13 protein-coding genes and 1 pseudogene are annotated in these 18,147 nt (G+C 70.4%); 10 read left to right on the top strand and 4 right to left on the bottom strand.

Features of this window, described 5'->3' with window-relative positions:
* Positions 1-186 precede the first annotated feature (186 nt).
* Both AB5J55_RS27035 and AB5J55_RS27030 read left to right on the top strand, forming a co-directional pair.
* A complete protein-coding gene (locus AB5J55_RS27035) occupies positions 187-1,458 on the top strand; it encodes an amino acid deaminase (RefSeq protein WP_369273118.1) in 1,272 nt (423 codons plus the stop codon).
* 21 nt (positions 1,459-1,479) lie between these two features.
* A complete protein-coding gene (locus tag AB5J55_RS27030; protein WP_369273117.1) occupies positions 1,480-3,102 on the top strand; it encodes an amidohydrolase family protein in 1,623 nt (540 codons plus the stop codon).
* Between the two features lie 43 nt (positions 3,103-3,145).
* On the opposite strand, the gene AB5J55_RS27025 is transcribed toward AB5J55_RS27030, so the two are convergent.
* Together AB5J55_RS27025 and AB5J55_RS27020 are read right to left on the bottom strand one after the other, a co-directional pair.
* Positions 3,146-4,075, bottom strand: a complete 930-nt coding sequence (locus AB5J55_RS27025) for a serine protease (protein WP_369273116.1) — start codon at positions 4,073-4,075, stop codon at positions 3,146-3,148.
* 231 nt (positions 4,076-4,306) lie between these two features.
* Positions 4,307-4,951 (bottom strand): hypothetical protein, encoded by a 645-nt coding sequence (locus AB5J55_RS27020; protein WP_369273115.1) that lies wholly within the window; start codon positions 4,949-4,951, stop codon positions 4,307-4,309.
* Positions 4,952-5,077: 126 nt separating this feature from the next.
* Between AB5J55_RS27020 and AB5J55_RS27015 the strand changes: the two genes are divergently transcribed.
* The 6 genes from AB5J55_RS27015 (at position 5,078) to AB5J55_RS26990 (ending at position 11,500) form a co-directional block, all read left to right on the top strand.
* Entirely contained in the window at positions 5,078-6,289 is a 1,212-nt protein-coding gene (locus AB5J55_RS27015; protein ID WP_369273114.1) for a pyridoxal phosphate-dependent aminotransferase, read from the top strand.
* Between the two features lie 115 nt (positions 6,290-6,404).
* On the top strand, positions 6,405-6,827 hold the full coding sequence (locus tag AB5J55_RS27010) for a hypothetical protein (RefSeq protein ID WP_369273113.1): 423 nt from the start codon (positions 6,405-6,407) through the stop codon (positions 6,825-6,827).
* 269 nt (positions 6,828-7,096) lie between these two features.
* Positions 7,097-8,161: a substrate-binding domain-containing protein gene (locus tag AB5J55_RS27005; RefSeq protein WP_369273112.1), complete on the top strand. Its 1,065-nt coding sequence runs from the start codon at positions 7,097-7,099 to the stop codon at positions 8,159-8,161.
* 15 nt (positions 8,162-8,176) lie between these two features.
* Positions 8,177-9,352, top strand: coding sequence for a toxic anion resistance protein (locus AB5J55_RS27000; RefSeq protein ID WP_369273111.1), 1,176 nt, complete (start codon positions 8,177-8,179; stop codon positions 9,350-9,352).
* Entirely contained in the window at positions 9,349-10,905 is a 1,557-nt protein-coding gene (locus tag AB5J55_RS26995) for a substrate-binding domain-containing protein (RefSeq protein ID WP_369273110.1), read from the top strand. Before AB5J55_RS27000 ends, AB5J55_RS26995 begins: the two co-directional genes overlap by 4 nt.
* On the top strand, positions 10,892-11,500 hold the full coding sequence (locus AB5J55_RS26990) for a hypothetical protein (protein WP_369273109.1): 609 nt from the start codon (positions 10,892-10,894) through the stop codon (positions 11,498-11,500). Before AB5J55_RS26995 ends, AB5J55_RS26990 begins: the two co-directional genes overlap by 14 nt.
* A gap of 18 nt (positions 11,501-11,518) precedes the next feature.
* Here the strand turns inward: AB5J55_RS26990 and AB5J55_RS26985 are convergent, their stop codons facing one another.
* Positions 11,519-13,252, bottom strand: a complete 1,734-nt coding sequence (locus AB5J55_RS26985) for an Ig-like domain repeat protein (protein ID WP_369273108.1) — start codon at positions 13,250-13,252, stop codon at positions 11,519-11,521.
* Positions 13,253-13,559: 307 nt separating this feature from the next.
* The gene (locus tag AB5J55_RS26980; protein WP_369273107.1) at positions 13,560-15,383 is read right to left on the bottom strand and encodes a phosphoenolpyruvate carboxykinase (GTP); all 1,824 of its coding nucleotides are present in this window, start codon (positions 15,381-15,383) and stop codon (positions 13,560-13,562) included.
* A gap of 342 nt (positions 15,384-15,725) precedes the next feature.
* Here AB5J55_RS26980 and AB5J55_RS26975 point away from each other — a divergent pair, with 342 nt between their 5' ends.
* Together AB5J55_RS26975 and AB5J55_RS26970 are read left to right on the top strand one after the other, a co-directional pair.
* Complete coding sequence (locus AB5J55_RS26975) at positions 15,726-16,472, top strand: hemolysin III family protein (RefSeq protein ID WP_369273106.1); 747 nt, start codon at positions 15,726-15,728, stop codon at positions 16,470-16,472.
* 162 nt (positions 16,473-16,634) lie between these two features.
* Positions 16,635-18,145, top strand: a pseudogene (locus AB5J55_RS26970) (DHA2 family efflux MFS transporter permease subunit).
* Positions 18,146-18,147 lie beyond the last annotated feature (2 nt).

Genomic DNA, 18,147 nt, shown 5'->3' with positions numbered 1-18,147 from the left:
GCGACAACGTCCACGACGTCGAGGGCATTGCAGGGTCCGGTGACAGTCACGATCGTCGTAGCTCCTCGGCGGTTGCGTGGGACGCGGACTTCGTTGACCCGCGGTTCGCCGAGATGTTAGACAGCGGTAAGCGATATACGCAATGGATGTTGCAGAGAATGCAACTCCCCAGATCAGGGAGGTTCCATGAGCAACGAGGCACTCGCCCGCCTGGCCGAGGAACGCGTCGACCACCGCTTCAAGGGCCTCCCGCCGGACGCCGACGGCCTCACCGTCGCCGAACTGGCCGCCCAGCGCCGCAACCTCTTCACCGACGGTTTCGCCACCCCCGTGCTGGCTCTCTCCGCCGAGCGCCTGGAGCACAACCTCGACCTCATGGAGACGTACGCCACCCGGCACGGCCTCGCCTTCGCCCCGCACGGCAAGACCTCCATGGCCCCGCAGCTGTTCCAGCGGCAGATCGAGCACGGGGCGTGGGGCATCACCCTCGCCGTACCGCACCAGGTGCGGGTGGCGCGGGCGTACGGCACCGAGCGGATCTTCCTCGCGAACGAGCTGGTGGACGCCGCCGCCCTGCGCTGGATCGCCGGTGAGCTGACCGCCGACCCGGACTTCCGTCTCGTCTGTTACGTCGACTCCGTGCGCGGCGTGGAGCAGATGGACGCGGCGCTGAGCGGCGCCGGGGCCACCCGTCCGCTGGACGTCGTCGTGGAGCTGGCGGCCGGTGACGGCGCCCGTACCGGTGTCCGTACGGAGGCGGAGTGCGCGGCCGTCGCGGACGCGGTGGCCGCCGTGTCGACGCTGCGGCTGGTCGGCGTCGCCGGGTACGAGGGCGAGGTGCCGGACGCGAGCCCCGAGCGGGTGCACGCGTGGCTGCGGCGGCTCGTCTCCCTCGCGGCCGAGTTCGACAAGGCCGGCCGGTTCGCCGGCCTCGACGAGATCGTCGTCAGCGCGGGCGGCAGCGCCTGGTTCGACGCGGTGGCGGACGTCTTCGCCGACATCCCCGAACTGTCGCTGCCCGTACTGAAGTTGCTGCGCTCGGGCGCGTACGTCTCGCACGACGACGGCCACTACCGCAAGCTCACCCCGTTCAACCGGGTCCCGCAGGAGGGCGCCCTCGAACCCGCCTTCCGCCTGTGGGCCCAGGTCGTCTCCCGCCCCACCCCCGACCAGGCCTTCGTCAACGCGGGCAAGCGCGACGCGGCGTACGACCTCGACCTGCCCTTCGCCCAGGTGGTCCGCCGCGACGGACCGGAGCGCCCGGCCACCGGCATCTGTGTGACCGCCCTGTCCGACCAGCACGCGTGGCTGCGGACGACCGAGGAGGCGGATCTGGAGGTCGGGGACTGGCTCGGCATGGGGCTGTCCCACCCGTGCACGTCGTTCGACAAGTGGCAGCTGATCCCGGTCGCCGAGGCGGACGGGACGGTCGTCGACTACATCCGCACGTTCTTCTAGGAGACAGGGGAGGCGTCAGCCATGGAAGAGCTGGTGATCCGGGACGCGGACGTCGTCGACGGCAGCGGCGGCCCGTCCTACCGGGCCGATGTGGTCGTGGACGGCGGCAGGATCGTGTCGATCGTCCAGGAGGCGGCAGCGGCCGGCTGCCAACGGCCCAGGGCCCGCCGGGAGCTGGACGCGGAGGGCCTGGTCCTCTCCCCCGGCTTCATCGACATGCACGCCCACAGCGACCTGGCGCTGCTGCGGGACCCCGACCACAGCGCGAAGGCGGCGCAGGGGGTCACCCTGGAGGTCATCGGCCAGGACGGGCTGTCGTACGCCCCCGTCGACGACCGCACCCTCGCCGAGGTACGCCGCGCGATCACCGGCTGGAACGGCTCCGGCGACGACATCGACTTCGACTGGCGCACGGTCGGCGAGTACCTGGACCGCCTCGACGCCGGTTTCGAAGGCCAAGGCATCGCCGTGAACGCGGCGTACCTGATCCCGCAGGGGACGGTCCGCGCGCTCGCCGTCGGCTGGGAGGACCGCGAGGCGACGCAGGACGAGCTGGACCGGATGCGGCAGCTGGTCGCGCAGGGCATGGAGCAGGGCGCGGTCGGCATGTCGTCCGGGCTGACGTACACGCCCGGCATGTACGCCAAGGACGCGGAACTGACGGAGCTGTGCCGGGTGGTGGCGTCGTACGGCGGCTACTACTGCCCGCACCACCGCTCCTACGGGGCCGGGGCCCTGGAGGCGTACGAGGAGATGGTGGCGCTGACGCGGGAGGCGGGCTGCGCGCTCCATCTCGCCCACGCCACGATGAACTTCGGCGTGAACAAGGGCCGGGCCCCGGAGTTGCTGAAGCTCCTGGACGAAGCGCTGTCGACCGGTGCCGACATCACCCTCGACACCTACCCCTACACCCCCGGCTGCACGACCCTCGTCGCGATGCTGCCGAGCTGGGCGAGCGAGGGCGGCCCCGAGGCGATCCTGGCCCGCCTGTCGGACGAGGAGACGGCCGGGCGCATCCGCCATCACATGGAGGTCATCGGCGCGGACGGCTGCCACGGCGTGCCCATCGAGTGGGACACGATCGAGATCTCGGGCGTGACCGACCCGGCGCTCGGGGACTTCGTCGGCCGTACGATCCAGCAGTCCGCCGACGCAAGGGGCGAGGCCCCTTGGGTGACCGCGCGCGGACTGCTCCTTCAGGACCGGCTGGGCTCGACGATCCTCCAGCACGTCGGCCATGAGGAGAACGTCCGGGCGATCATGCGCCACCGGGTCCACACCGGCGGCTCGGACGGCATCCTGCAGGGCACGAAGCCGCATCCGCGGGCGTACGGCACGTTCCCGCACTATCTCGGCCGCTACGTACGGGAGTTGGGGGTGCTGTCCCTGGAGGAGTGCGTGGCCCATCTGACCGCGCGCCCGGCGGCGCGGCTGCGGCTGCCGGACCGGGGGCTGGTCCGCGAGGGCCATCGGGCGGACCTGGTGCTGTTCGACCCGCGGACGGTGGCGGCGGGTTCGACGTTCGAGGAGCCGAGAAAGCTCCCGACGGGCATTCCGTACGTCCTCGTCGACGGCCGCTTCGTGATCGAGGACGGGCGCAGGACGGACGTCCTGGCGGGGCGGGCGGTCCGCAGGACACCGTGAACCGTCTCAGTGGCCTGGGGACCGCCCGCCGCGCGGGCCGTGGCTACGGCTTGGGCAGCACGCACCCGCTCGCGTTCAGGTCGAGCTTGTTGTCGACGCCGAAGCAGGCGGGGATCTGGTAGGTCTGCTGGGCGTAGTTGATGCCCTGGCGGACCGTGACGTTGCCGCTCTCGTCGACCTCGCACGGGTTGTTGACCGTGCAGCGCTGGCCGTCCTCGTTGCCGGTGTTGTTGACGGCGACGACCTTGTTGGTGGCCTGGTCGATGACGGGAGAGCCGGACGTGCCGCCGATGGTGTTGCAGGCGGAGGTGTAGCGAACCGAGTCCTTGAAGGTCCAGTCGCCTTCCTTGAGGCGGTACGCGAACCCGTCGATGTTGCAGTTGTAAAGCCGCTTCCAGTAACCGGAGGCCACGGTGATGGCGGTACCGGCGACGGGGTGGGTGTCGGCCATGGTGAGCGCGTCGATGCCGTACGAGCTCTTGATCTGCCCGTAGGTGGTGGTGAGCTGATAGATCGCCACGTCCGTGTCGGTCATCGCCCCGTACGCAATCTTGCTGGCGCGCAGGTTGGCGACCCGGTTCCCGGAGGCGTTGAGCAGACCGAACGTCCGGCTGGAGGCCCGGTCGACGACGACCTCGCCGGGTCCCGGCATGCCGGTCTCCAGACAGTGGCCGTTGGACATCACCAGCGCCGGGTCGTTGTCCTCCGAGTCGGAGAAGCGCACGACGGAGCCGGAGCAGTTGCTGAGCGAGACGGTGCCCGCGAAGTTGACGGCCTGGACCTTTGGGTTCAGGACCTGGTTGAGGCTCTCCGTGGTGGACGTGACGGTGTCCCGGACCAGGGAGGTGACCGAGTCGGTGTCCGCGCTCTTACCGAAGGACTCGGCCGAGTTCACGGGAGCCGCAGCCGCGGGTACGGCGCCGGCCCCGGCTATCGCCAGGGCGAGGAGGGCGGCGCCGAGAGGTTTTCTCATGTGGGGGTCCCCTCATACGGAGAAGGTGACCGGAAAATCTCCGGTCACCCACGTGTTTGTCATGCGCATTGTCACGCACGAGGGGGGTGCGGACAAGGAGTTGGTTACCCGTGAGTTCAAGCCGTAGGGGATTCCCTATCACGGTGAATGGGCGGGCGGAGAGGGCGGCGCAGGACGTTCACGGGAGGGTGATGAGATCGCCACATGCGACGGCGTCCGGTCGCCCGTCGCCTACTTCGGGTCCTTGGTGTTGCCCTGTCCGCGGCCCCGGTTCTCGCCCGAGTTGCCCGGAGCGGTGCTGCCCGCCGTGGCGGTCGGGGTGGCGCCGGTCGTGGCGGAGGGCGCCGCCGTGGGCGTCTCCTCGGCGTCGTCGGCACCGTCGGACGCGGACGGGCTCGCCACGAGGTCGGGGGTGTCCGTGCGCGAGGGCTCGGCGGTCTTCGGTGCGCCGGGTGCGACGGAGTCGGCCGGCTCCGCCGGCTCCCCCGAGGTCGGGCTCGTACGGTCCTGCTTGCCCTGCGAGTCGCCCGACGACGAGCCGGACAGGGAGAGGCCGGCCATCAGCGCCGCCGCCGACACCACCGAGACCGCGCCGGCCGCGACCAGGATCCGCCGCGAGCCCCGGACGCGCGCCTTGCGCCGCGAGCCGCGGCCGGCGCCCGGAGCCCGGGGGCCGCGTGGCTCTCCCCCGCCCGTGACGGGCTCCTCGGTCACCGAGGGCAGCTCGGCCGTCGCGTCGTACGCGTTCTGCCAGCCGTGCGCGGCCGCGGGGTCCGCGAACTCGTCATACGCGGGGGGAGGCGTCGTCGGCCGCGGGTGGTACACGTTCGGCGGCGTCGACGGCGTCCCGTTCTCGTTCTCCGGCGGCCTGGACATGACCGCGAATTCTAGGGACGTGAGGGGCCCCTGGGACAGCTACCGCCGATAACAGCCCAAACCCCCGCGTCTCACGTGTCGGAAAACACGACCCGGGGGCCGTTACCGGGCCGTAAGCTCCTTGCCATGCAGGTGATCCAGTCGACCAAGCTCGCCAACGTCTGTTACGAGATCCGGGGCCCGGTGCTCGAGGAGGCGATGCGGCTCGAGTCGGCGGGGCATCGGATCCTCAAGCTGAACACCGGGAACCCGGCGGCGTTCGGCTTCGAGTGTCCGCCCGAGATCCTGGAGGACATCCTCCGCAACGTGTCGTCGGCCCATGGATACGGCGACGCGAAGGGGCTGCTCGCGGCACGCCGGGCCGTCGTCATGCACAACCAGACCCTCGGCATCGAGACCGACGTCGAGCACGTCTTCATCGGCAACGGCGTCTCCGAGCTGATCGTCATGGCGATGCAGGGGCTCCTCGACGACGGGGACGAGGTGCTCGTCCCGGCTCCCGACTATCCCCTGTGGACCGCCGCCGTATCGCTGTCCGGCGGTACCGCCGTGCACTACCGGTGCGACGAGCAGTCCGACTGGATGCCGGACCTCGCGGACGTCGAGCGCAGGGTCACCGACCGCACCAAGGCCATCGTCATCATCAACCCCAACAATCCGACGGGGGCCGTGTACGACGAGGCCATGCTGCGGGGGCTGACGGACATCGCGCGGCGGCACAACCTGCTCGTCTGCTCGGACGAGATCTACGACAAGATCCTGTACGACGACGCCACGCACACCCCGACCGCCGCCGTCGCCCCCGACCTGCTCACGCTCACCTTCAACGGCATGTCGAAGGCGTACCGCGTCGCCGGATACCGGGTGGGCTGGATGTCGATCTCGGGCCCGCGCGCCCACGCCGACTCCTACATCGAGGGCCTCACCATCCTCGCGAACATGCGGCTGTGCGCGAACATGCCCGGTCAGCACGGGGTGGTGGCCGCGCTCAGCGGGCGGCAGACCATCAATGACCTGGTGCTGCCCGGGGGGCGGCTGAAGGAGCAGATGGACGTCGCGTACGAGTTGCTGACGCAGATCCCCGGCGTGACATGCGTACGGCCGAAGGGGGCGCTGTATCTCTTCCCGCGCCTCGACCCCAAGGTCTTCAAGATCAAGGACGACCGGCAGATGGTCCTGGACCTGCTGCGGCGCGAGAAGATCATGGTCGTCCAGGGCACGGGCTTCAACTGGCCCGAGTCTGATCACTTCCGTGTGGTCACCCTGCCGACGGTCGCGGACCTGCGGGACGCGATGGGGCGGATCGGGCGCTTCCTCGACGGGTACGGCCAGCCCTGACGGCCGCGGACGGCGCTCACACTCCGTGTGCGTGCGATCCGATTTTGTGACGCGCTCAACTTTAGACGAAATCTAAGCTAGGATGGCTTCCTGTCAGAGCACAGGAGGCCATCCCATGTACGAACCGATCCGCACCAAGTCGGTCCACAGCACGATGGCCGGCAGCACCTCCGACTTCCCCCACCGGTCGCGCGAGGAGGAGCTGGACACCCAGCTCGCGGGCCATCTCGCGGCGCTGCTCGCCGTCACCGACGAGCTGCGTGCGCAGGCCCCGTCCCCTGACCTCGACGAGGCCGCGGAACGGCTCGCCGAGCAGGTGGCCCGGCTGCGGAGCGGACGTGCGCCGGCCCGCGCGGCTGTCTCCGGCGGTGACGCGAGGATCGCGGCACTGCATCACCGGGCGCATGCCCTGGCGGGGCGGGCGCTGGTCGTCGCGGCATCCCGCGCGGACACCTCAGCAGCGATCCTCGCCGCCGAGCGGATGGACGCCCACGCCGCTGCGCAGCCCGAGTCGCAGGAACTGACCGGCGTCGGCTGACAGCCCCTCGAACGGCCCCGGCCCGCGTGCACCCGCAGCGACGCGCGGACCGGGTGCCACAGCACTGCGTTGGCTTCGGCGGGGTTCGCCTTCGCCGTAGTGCTTGATGTCGGGTCGCGGCCACCGGCTCGTGGTGGCTCGTCGCGCATTTCCCCGCGCCCCTGAAAGCAGGGCGTTGCCGTTGCCCGTGTCGGAACGGGACCGACATGACACCCCCCGTTCACCCCGAGCGGCGGGGAACGTTGGATTCCGCGAGCATTCTCCCCGGCGTGAGACGAATTGCAGGAATCGTCCTCGCGGTGTTGCTGATCGGTGGCGTGGTGGCTGCCGTCGTCGCGGGCCGCAGTGATGGGGACACGAGCACGGCAACGAAGACCGTGCGCGCGGTGATCGGATCGGAGAAGGCGGAGTTCTTCGCCGATCCCGACGTGGTGCGGGCCCTCGCCGCCAAGGGCTACACCGTGAAGGCCGAGACCTCCGGGTCCTGGGCCATGGAGGGACTCGACCTCGCGGGGTACGACCTCGCGCTGCCGTCGAGCCAGGCGCCGGCCGCCGAACTCGCCGCGAAGTACAAGGTGACGGGGACCCTCCCCCGCCCCTTCTACTCGCCCCTCGTCGTCGTGGCGCACAAGAGCGCCGCCGAGGTGCTCGCGGCGAACAAGCTCGCCACCCTGGACACCGAACACCGCGGCACCTTCGACATGGCCGCCTATCTGGACGCCGCCCGCGCCGACCGCACCTGGCAGCAGCTCAAGGGAGCCGGGAAGTACGGGGAGTTGACGGGCACGCTCTACCTGTCCAGCACCGACCCCGAGACCTCCAACTCCGGCGCCCTCTACCTCGCCGCGGCCTCCTACGTCGCAAACGGCGGCAAGGTCGTCGCCTCCGGCACGGAGGTGGACCGCGCCTCGCCGCTGCTGCACAAGCTGGTCAGTGTGCAGGGCGCCCAGCAGTCCAGCAGCGACGCCGCTTTCCGGGACTTCGTCAGCGGCGCCGGCAATCCGCTCGTCGTGGTCTACGAATCCCAGGTGGCCTCGATGCTGACGGACGGACAGCAGCCCGACGACCTGGTCGTCCTCTACCCCGACACCACGGTCAACAGCGACCACACCGTCGTACCGCTCACCGAGAACGGCAAGGCGGTCGCCGAACTCCTCGCCACGGACCCGAAGTTGCGGGCGCTGGAGGTCAGGCACGGGTTCCGCCCGCAGGGCGAGGTCACCGAGTTCGCCTCGGGCACGACGTATCTCAAGCAGGAACTGACCGGCGTCCGCCAGGCGCCCGTGCCCACCGCCAAGGTGCTGCACGAGCTGGCGCGACGGGCGCGCGGATAAGGGGGGCAGCACCTCATGAACAACAGCGACGACACGTTCGTCCTCACTCCGCCCGAGCCCGTGGCCACCGTGCCGCGCGAGAAGGCCGGCGGACTCGTCCCGGTCGACGAGGGCGTCCGTACGGACATGGCCCAGAAGGCCTCCGCGTATGTGGAGGGGCTCGCGGCGCTCGACGCCCGCTCCCCCGAGTTCGCCGGCAAGGTCGGTGAGATCACCGGTCTCGGCGCCGGCGAGATGCGGACCGCCGCCGCGCAGTCCAACCGCATGCTGGAGCGGACCATCCGCAGCCTGCCGGACAAGGGCGGGGACGCCCAGTCGCAGGTCGCGGGCTCGCTCGTGGAGCTGCGGCGGGTCGTGGAGGACCTGGACCCGCGGGACCTGCCCGCCTCCAAGGGGCGCAAGTTCCTCTCCAGGCTTCCCGGCGGCAGCAAGCTGCGCGACCACGTCGCCAAGTACGCCTCCGCCCAGGGGACCCTCAACAAGATCGTGGGGTCGCTGCGGGGCGGGCAGGACGAGCTCCGCCGTGACAACGCCGCCCTGCAGACCGAGCGGGTGCGGCTGTGGGAGACCATGGGCAAGCTCCAGGAGTACGTCGTCCTGACCGAAGCCCTGGACACGGCCGTCGGGCAGCACATCACCGGTGTGGAGACACAGGACCCCGCGCAGGCGGACAACCTCCGGGCCGACATCCTCTTCCCCGTCCGGCAGAAGCACCAGGACCTGCTCACCCAGCTCGCGGTGTGTGCGCAGGGATACCTCGCCATGGACGTCGTACGGCGCAACAACGAGGAGCTGATCAAGGGCGTCGAGCGGGCCGCGACCACGACCGTCTCGGCGCTGCGCATCTCCGTGATGCTGGCCTCCGCCCTCGACAACCAGAAGAAGGTCATCGAGCAGGTCAACGCGCTGCGCGGAACGACCGAGGACCTCATCCGGGGCAACGCCGAGATGCTCGCCACGCAGAGCGGCGAGATCCAGCGCATCGCCGCCGACCCGGCCGTCGGCGCCGAGACCCTGCGCTCGGCCTTCCAGCAGATCTACCGCACGCTCGACGCCATCGACACCTACAAGGTCCAGGCGACCGAGGCGATGGCGACGACGGTGGAGAACCTGACCGCCGAACTGCAGCACGCGAGCGCCTACTTGGAGCGCAGCCGTGCGCAGGGCGCGCTGGAGGGTGGCCTCGGATGAGACACACCCGACGCCCCCGCCGCCTGCTCGCCGTCGCCCTCGCGGCGGTGGCGCTGCTGACGGCGTGCACCTCGCAGAAGGGCACCGACGACCCGAACGCCCCGCAGCCCGGCACCCTGCGCGTCCTCGCCTCCAGCGAGCTCAGTGACATGACCCCGGTCCTCGACCGGATCGCCGACGACACCGGCGTCAAGATCCGGCCCACCTACATGGGCACCCTCGACGCCGTCGAGATGCTGGCGAAGGGCAAGACGGACGGGCAGTACGACGCGCTGTGGCTGTCCTCCAACGACTATCTGCGGCTGCGCCCCGACGCGGCGAGGAAGGTCGTGTCGGAGACGCCGGTGATGTCGAGCCCGGTCGCCCTCGGGGTCAAGAGCACGGCCCTCGGCCGGCTCGGCTGGAAGCCGGATGACGTCACCTGGTCGCAGATCGAGCAGGCCGTCCAGGACGGCGGGCTGACGTACGGCATGACCGACCCGGCCCGCTCCAACTCCGGCTTCGCCACGCTCGTCTCGGTCGCCTCGGCCCTCTCCGGCGCCCAGTCCGCGCTCACGGACGCCGACGTCACCAAGGCCACGCCCCGCCTGAAGGAGTTCTTCAAGGGGCAGAAGCTGACGTCGGGGTCGTCGGGCTGGCTGGCGGCGGCGTACGAGCGGCGCGGGAACGTCGACGCGCTGCTCAACTACGAGTCCGTCCTCAAGGGCATCCCGGGCCTGACCGTGATCCGCCCCAAGGACGGCGTCGTCACGGCCGACTACCCTCTCTCCTCGCTCGCGTCCACCGACGCCGCGACCCGCGAGGACGTCCGCCGCGTCACCGAGGCCCTGCGCACCGACGGCATCCAGCGGCTGATCACCGAGCGCACCCACCGCCGCCCGGTCGTCGCCTCCGTCCGGCCCGGGCCCGGCCTGGAGACCAGCAGGCGGCGTGAACTGCCTTTCCCGGGCAGCCGTTCCGTGGCCGACGGCCTGCTCGACTCGTACGAGAACGAGCTGCGCCGCCCGTCCAGGACGGTCTACGTCCTCGACACCTCGGGCTCGATGGAGGGCGACCGCCTGGAGCAGCTGAAGCAGGCGCTCGGCGACCTCACCGGCGACTTCCGCGAGCGCGAGGAGGTCACGCTGATGCCCTTCGGGTCGGACGTGAAGAGCGTGGCGACGCATGTCGTGGATCCGGCCGACCCGAAGGCCGGGCTCGCCGGGATCCGCGAGGAGACCGACGCGCTGACCGCCGAGGGCGACACGGCGATCTACACCTCGCTGGAGAAGGCGTACGAGCGTCTGGGCGCCGGCCGTTCCCAGGACACCTTCACGTCGATCGTGCTGATGACGGACGGCGAGAACACCACCGGCGCCGAGGCGGCCGACTTCGACGCCTTCTACGCCGGGCTCGACCGGGACCGGCGGGAGACGCCCGTCTTCCCCATCCTCTTCGGCGACTCCGACCGCTCCGAGCTGGAGCACATCGCCGAGCTGACCGGCGGCCGCCTCTTCGACGCCCAGGAGGGCTCGCTGGACGGCGCCTTCGAGGAGATCCGTGGCTACCAGTAAGGCGTTCGCGTACCTGGAGTCCCGCAAGAACATCGCCGCAAGCGCGTGCGGGCTGGTCGGCCTCGTGCTGACCTTCACGGGGATCGCGGGCCCGTACTGGCCCGTCGTCGTCGCCGGTCTCTACGGCGCGGGCGCGCTGATCGCCCCGCCGGAGCGGCCCGCACTGCCCGACTTCCCGGACCCGTCGGCCCAGCTCGACGAGGTGCGGGGCGACTTCGACAAGCTGCGCGGCTATCTGACGGACATCGACCTGTCGGTCACCGCAGCCGCCCGGCTGCGTGAACTCACCGAGCTGCTGTCCGCGTTGCTCGACCGCGGCTGGGTCGCCGAGCTGCTCACACACGACCCGGAGGGCGTGCACATGCTCTCCCGGATCGTGCGGCGCGACCTTCCCGAGGCCGTCGACAGCTTCGTACGGACACGCTGGTGGACGCGGATGACACCCGGAACCGAGTCCCCCGAACTGCACCTGGAGCGCCAGCTCGGCCTGCTGAAGAAGGACGCCGAGCGCCTGGCGGCGAGTCTGCGCGAGGTGGAGGCCCGCCGCCAGGAGACCCACACCCGGTATCTGGAGGACCGGGGCGGGACGCTGTGAACCGGGTGAGTCGGCCGGCTACCGCGTGACGAACACCGTCGCCGAGGCGGTGGACGCGCTGTGCAGATCGTCGCCCGGCCAGCTGACCGTGTAGGTCACGTTGCGCCGGGCGCGCGGGATGTCGTTGATCGTGAAGGTGCCGTCGGCGGCGACGGTCACCGACGACAGCGTGCCGGTGCCGAGCCGGTCGGTCCGCACGACCTTGAGGACGGCCCGGTCCGGCAGCGCCTTGCCCTGTGCGGTGAAGGCGCCGGTGATCTCGATGCCCGAGCTCATCGACGCCTCCTCGGGCGCGGTGAGCGCGATCGAGGTGGGCGCCTTGCCGACGGGCACGGTGGTGGTGATGTCCTCGGCGGGGCGGTGGGTCAGGTCGCCGAGGTAGGAGACCCGGTAGGTGGCGTCGCCGACGAGGTCGGGTTCGTCGAGGACGGTGAAGCTGCCGTCCGCCTTGACGGTGAAGGTGCCGAGTTCGTGCGTGCCGTTCGCGTCGGTCCGGGTCGCCTTGACCTTCAGGGGCTCGGCGGGTGCCGGGCCGTCCTGCTCCAGCTTGCCGCGCACGGCGAGCGCCTCACCGGCGACTGCCTGGGCAGGGCTGTGGTTGAGGCCGCCGGTGAAGCGGGCGTCGTACTGGACGGCCGGGGGCTGGATGATGTGCAGCCAGTACTGGTTGCCGACCGTGTTCGTGGTGACCGCGAACAGCCGGGAGCCGTCCGCCGACCACTCCATCCCGCGTGGGACGACCTTGTCCCCGTCGAGGCTGCCCTCGAAGGCGAACTCCAGCGGGGCCGTCGAGTCCGCCGGGTCGGCGGGCTGCACCAGCAGGTCGGGGGTCGACCCGGTGGCCGAGGCACCGCGCGCGATGTACTTGCCGTCGCCGCTGAACGCGACCGAGCTGGCGGTGGCGCCGGACGGGAGCGCCGGGTAGCCGGTGGCCGCGTCCGACAGGTCGTCGGCGTTGAGCAGCCGGGTGCCGGCGGTGGCGTCGGCCACGGCGACCTTGCTGCCGTCGGCGGAGAACGCCAGGTCCTTGAGGTCCAGGGCGCCCTTGCCGTCGGCGTCGGCGAAGCGCCGGGCGGCGCCTCGGACCAGGGCGCCGTTGCCGGTGTCGTACACGGTGACGAACGGGTTGGCGGCCTTCGCGTTGAGCGGCTGGCCCATGAGCATCCGGTCGCCGGCACCGGCCTCCAGCAGCAGGTCGCCGTAGTCGAGCCAGCCGGTGGTCGTGGGCACGCCGTTCACCACGCCCTCCAGGCGGGTCTCGGCGGTGGCGCACTGGGAGAGGCTCGACGAGTTCGGGGTCGTGAAGTAGATCTGGCCGCTGGACTGGGCCAGTTCACGGCCGCAGTAGTCGGTGCCGGCGGAGGCCACGGTGGTGCGCTGGTAGGTGGTGGTGTCGTAGGCCTCGATCCGGTCGCGCAGACCGGCGTACAGCTTGCTGCCGTCGGCGCTGACCGCCAGGCCGGAGACATGGGCCTGGTTGGTGATGATCGTCGTGAGCCGCTCGCCGTCGAAGTTGTAGACGGCGATGGTGCCGGAGTTGAGGTAGTAGCCGACATTGCTGTCCGCGACGAAGACACGCTGGTGGACGTTGTCGACGGCCAGCGCGGAGTACGACGAGAACGGCAGCTTGACCACGGCGTCCGACGGAGCCGCGTGCGCGGCCGGTGCCGCGGCGACGGTCAGGCCGGCGCCGGCGAGTGCGGCGGCGAGCAGCGTGGCCGCGAGGCGTCTGGGACGGTGTGCAGTATTCAACTGTGCCCCCCACAGGCTGAGTTGAGCGCCCACTGGGATCAGTGACGCTCCTGTGAGGCATATGAAACAGCCGTGAAGATCGTGCGTTCAAGGCGGCACGACCGCAAAACGGTCCCGGGAACAGGCGAGGGCCTGTCGTCGCGTCCCTCCCGTCGGGGCGGACCGGAGTGTGCGACGACAGGCCCACAGCCCCGCACGCCGTTGTACGGAACCTCGCCGGTCTGTGGTGCTGTCACCGCGGCCGGCCGTGACGATATTGCTGGTCAGGGCACAATCGGAGCCGGCCGCGGCGTCTTTGGGGGCTGGTTCAGCCCAGGCGCTGCACCAGAGCGCGGTACTCGTCCCACAGCTCCTTCGGCGTGTGGTCGCCGAAGGTGTTCAGGTGGTCGGGGACGAGCGCGGCCTCCTCGCGCCAGACCTCCTTGTCGACGGTGAGGAGGAAGTCCAGGTCGGAGTCGGCCAGTTCCAGGCCGTTCGTGTCCAGCGCGCCCTTGGCAGGCAGGATGCCGATGGGGGTCTCGACGCCCTCGGCCTTGCCGTCGAGCCGCTCGACGATCCACTTCAGGACGCGGCTGTTCTCGCCGAAGCCGGGCCAGACGAACTTGCCCTCGTCGTTCTTGCGGAACCAGTTGACGTAGTAGATCTTCGGGAGCTTCGCCTGGTCCTTGCCCTTGGCGACGTCGACCCAGTGACCCATGTAGTCGCCCATGTTGTAGCCGCAGAACGGCAGCATCGCGAACGGATCGCGGCGCAGCTCGCCGACCTTGCCCTCGGCGGCGGCGGTCTTCTCGCTGGCCACGTTGGCGCCGAGGAAGACGCCGTGGTTCCAGTCGAAGGACTCCGTGACCAGGGGGACGGCCGTCGCACGGCGGCCACCGAACAGGATCGCCGAGATCGGCACGCCCTTGGGGTCCTCCCACTCGGGCGCGATGATCGGGCACTGGGCGGCGGGGACGGTGAAGCGGGCGTTGGGGTGGGCGGCCGGCGTCCCGGAGGACGGCGTCCAGTCGTTGCCCTTCCAGTCCGTCAGGTGGGCCGGAGTCTCCTCCGTCATGCCCTCCCACCAGATGTCGTTGTCGTCGGTGAGGGCGACGTTGGTGAAGACCGAGTTGCCCCACAGCGTCTTCATCGCGTTGGCGTTGGTGTGCTCACCGGTGCCGGGCGCCACGCCGAAGAAGCCGGCCTCGGGGTTGATGGCGTACAGCCGGCCGTCCTCGCCGAAGCGCATCCAGGCGATGTCGTCGCCGATCGTCTCGACGGTCCAGCCGGAGATGGTGGGCTCCAGCATGGCGAGGTTTGTCTTGCCGCAGGCGCTCGGGAAGGCGGCGGCGACGTACTTGGCCTCACCCTGCGGCGGGGTGAGCTTGAGGACCAGCATGTGCTCGGCCAGCCAGCCCTCGTCGCGGGCCATCACGGAGGCGATGCGCAGGGCGTAGCACTTCTTGCCGAGCAGGGCGTTGCCGCCGTAGCCGGAGCCGTAGGACCAGATCTCGCGGCTCTCGGGGAAGTGGGAGATGTACTTGGTGCTGTTGCACGGCCAGGGCACGTCCTGCTCGCCCGCCTCCAGCGGCGCTCCGAGCGTGTGCACGGCCTTCACGAAGAAGCCGTCCTCACCGAGCTCGTCGAGGACGGGCTGACCCATGCGGGTCATGGTGCGCATGGAGACCGCGACGTAGGCGGAGTCGGTGATCTCGACGCCGATCGCGGAGAGGTCGGAGCCGAGGGGGCCCATGCAGAACGGGACGACGTACATCGTCCGGCCGCGCATCGAGCCGCGGAAGACGCCCTTCTCACCGGCGAAGATCTCCCGCATCTCGGCGGGGTCCTTCCAGTGGTTGGTCGGGCCTGCGTCCTCCTCCTTCTCGGAGCAGATGAAGGTCCGGTCCTCGACGCGGGCGACGTCGGTCGGGTCGGAGGCCGCGTAGTAGGAGTTGGGGCGCTTGATCGGGTCGAGCTTCTTGAAGGTGCCCTTCGCGACGAGCTCCTCGGACAGACGCTCGTACTCGGCCTCGGATCCGTCACACCAGACCACGCTGTCCGGCTGCGTCAGTTCAGCGATCTCGTTCACCCACGAGACCAGCTCCCGGTGGTTGGTGGGGACGACGGGGGGAGCCGCGATGTCGCGCGCCACGGTTGCTCCTAAATGAGGGGTTTTTGTCCTGATTATGCCCTTGTATGCCCCGTGGGGGCCGCGACCCGGATGCTGCGCGGGCTGGATCTGCTGTGGATCTTCCGCGCTCATCCGGTGCCGACCGCACTCATTTGATCATCCGACGCGTCCGCGCATATGTCCAGAGGGCGTCACAGGTGAGCGGCGTGAGCATCGCCACTCATCCAGATGTTTTCGATGCGTCACCGCGACTTCACCCCGGGTGCGCCCCAGGCAGGCACCCCATGAGACGATGGCCACTTCCGGGCGCCCATCTCGCCACCCTGATACGTAACTTACGGTTCCGTAGGTACGATGCAGGGCATGACTGCGCCCGTCCCCGACACACCCTCGGACACGCCGGCCGCCGGCCGCGACTCCGGCGCGCCCTCCTTGCAGCACCAGATCGCGCACCACGCCCAGCAGCTCTCGGACGAGATCAAGCCCAGGCTCCGCGGCTGGCTGCACCTCGGAATGTTCCCGGCCGCGCTCGTCGCGGGCCTGGCGCTCACCGCCCTCGCGGACTCGCCCAGAGGCCGTCTCGCCTGCGGGATCTACGCCCTCACGGCCTGTCTGCTGTTCGGCGTGAGCGCGCTGTACCACCGGGGCAACTGGAGCCCGCGCATGGACGGCATCCTGCGCCGCCTCGATCACGCCAACATCTTCCTGATCATCGCGGGCACATACACGCCATTGACGATGCTGCTGCTGCCGGGGGCCAAGGGGCAGTGGCTGCTCTGGGGCATCTGGGGCGCGGCCGCGGCGGGCATCGTCTTCCGGGTGTTCTGGGTCGGCGCCCCGCGCTGGCTCTACACCCCCTGCTACATCGCGATGGGCTGGGCGGCCGTCTTCTTCCTGCCGGACTTCATGCGCACCGGCGGCATCGCGGTACTGGTCCTGGTGATCGTCGGCGGCCTCCTCTACAGCGCGGGCGGCGTGATCTACGGCATCAAGCGCCCGAACCCGTCACCGCGCTGGTTCGGCTTCCACGAGGTCTTCCACTCCTTCACGCTGGCGGCGTTCGTCGTGCACTACGTGGGGATCTCGCTGGTCGCGTACCAGCACGCATAGCCCACCGCACAGCCTCTTCGAGGGCCACGGCTTCCCGGTCGTGGCCCTTTTCGCGCCCAAAAATATTGACAGTCTCACTCTTTTGAGTGCTGCTTTCATTTCATTGCTACTGTCACTACAGATGCTCGCCGCTGGTGGGCGCTCGGCGCTCTCGTCGCGAGCATGCTCTCGCTCGGCTTCGACATGACGATCCTCAATGTGGCGCTGCCGACGATGGCCGCCGATCTCGGCGCCACCACCGGCCGGCAGCTGGGGGTCCCCCCAGGCGCTTAGCACTGGGGGAGGATGGCGGACGCGTACGTCGTGGTGTTCGCCGCGCTGATGCTGCCCGCGGGCCTGCTCGGCGACCGGTTCGGGCGGCGACGCATGCTGATCACCAAACTCGGCATCTTCCTCGCCGGATCACTGGTCGGCGCCCTCGCCGCCGACGTGACCGCGGTGATCGCCGCACAAGCGGTGATGGGCGTCGGCGCGGCCCTGGTCACCCCGCTCTCGCTGTCCGTGCTGCGCACGCTCTTCGGCCCCGAGGAGCGCACCAAGGCCGTCGGCATCACCTCCGCCGCCTCCGCGCTCGGCCTGCCGCTCGGCCCGATCATCGGCGGCTGGCTGCTGAACCACTTCTGGTGGGGCTCCGGTCTTCCTGATCAACGTCCCGATGGCCGCGATCGGCATAGCCGCCTGCCTCTTCCTGCTCCCCGAGACGAAGGATCCCGCCTCCCCCAAGGTCGACACCGTCTCGACAGCGCTCGCCGCGTCCGGCCTCGGCGCCCTCGTCTACGGCATCATCGAGGCGCCCACCCGGGGCTGGGGCGACCCGCTGGTGCTGGGCGTGGTCGGGGCGGCCGTGCTCCTGATCGCCGCGCTGGTGCTGCGCGAACGCCGGGTCGAGCACCCCGTGCTCGACATGACCCTGCTCGCCCACCGCGGCTTCCTGTTCAACACCGTCGCCGCCACCCTGGTGACCTTCATCCTCACCGGCCTGCTGTTCGTCCTGCCGCCCTACCTCCGGGCCGTCCTCGGCCACGACGCCCTGGGCACCGGCGTGCGCCTGCTGCCGATGATGGGCGGACTGCTGGTCGCCTCCCGCCTCGCGCCGAAGGTCGTCGCCCGCTTCGGCGCGCGCGCCGCGGTGAGCGCGGGCCTGGTGGTACTGGCCTTCGCAGGGCTCCTCGGCAGCCGTACGACGGTGGACTCCGGCTACGGATGTCGCACTGTGGCTCACCGTCACCGGCCTCGGCTTCGGTCTCTCGCTCATCCCCGCCATGAACGGCGGCCTGAGCGCCCTGCCCCGCGACCGCGCCGGCAGCGGATCCGGGCTGCTGATGACCCTGCGTCAGGTGGGCGGTGCGATCGGCATCGCGCTGCTCGGCAGCCTGCTCGCCGCCACCTTCCGGGACCGGCTCGACGTCACCGGGCTGCCCGCGCGGGCCGCCGACACCGCCGGGGAGTCCGTGGTCGCGGCGCACCTCGTCGCCGAGCGGGCGGACTCGGTGGAACTGGCGGCCTCCGCGAACAGCGCGTACGTCCACGGCATGGGCGTCGTGCTCCTGGTGTGCGGGATCGCGGCCCTCGTCTCCGCGCTGCTGGCGGCGGCGTTCCTGCCGGGCACGCCCGATGCGGGTGAGCCCGAGAGCCCGGACATGGCCGCCGCGGGGGCCGATGCCCGACAATGAGA

The sequence above is a fragment of the Streptomyces sp. R11 genome (assembly GCF_041051905.1).
GTDB lineage: Bacteria > Actinomycetota > Actinomycetes > Streptomycetales > Streptomycetaceae > Streptomyces.
The sequence above is the reverse complement of the archived record's forward strand: the minus strand, read 5'-3'. Positions and strand labels throughout refer to the sequence as shown.

Coding starts and splice junctions, on each gene's coding strand:
- AB5J55_RS26975 (WP_369273106.1), top strand. CDS start 15,726: ATGACTGCGCCCGTCCCCGACACACCCTCGGACACGCCGGCCGCCGGC.
- AB5J55_RS27025 (WP_369273116.1), bottom strand. CDS start 4,075: ATGAGAAAACCTCTCGGCGCCGCCCTCCTCGCCCTGGCGATAGCCGGG.
- AB5J55_RS27000 (WP_369273111.1), top strand. CDS start 8,177: ATGAACAACAGCGACGACACGTTCGTCCTCACTCCGCCCGAGCCCGTG.
- AB5J55_RS27010 (WP_369273113.1), top strand. CDS start 6,405: ATGTACGAACCGATCCGCACCAAGTCGGTCCACAGCACGATGGCCGGC.
- AB5J55_RS27020 (WP_369273115.1), bottom strand. CDS start 4,951: ATGTCCAGGCCGCCGGAGAACGAGAACGGGACGCCGTCGACGCCGCCG.
- AB5J55_RS27015 (WP_369273114.1), top strand. CDS start 5,078: ATGCAGGTGATCCAGTCGACCAAGCTCGCCAACGTCTGTTACGAGATC.
- AB5J55_RS27030 (WP_369273117.1), top strand. CDS start 1,480: ATGGAAGAGCTGGTGATCCGGGACGCGGACGTCGTCGACGGCAGCGGC.
- AB5J55_RS27035 (WP_369273118.1), top strand. CDS start 187: ATGAGCAACGAGGCACTCGCCCGCCTGGCCGAGGAACGCGTCGACCAC.
- AB5J55_RS26995 (WP_369273110.1), top strand. CDS start 9,349: ATGAGACACACCCGACGCCCCCGCCGCCTGCTCGCCGTCGCCCTCGCG.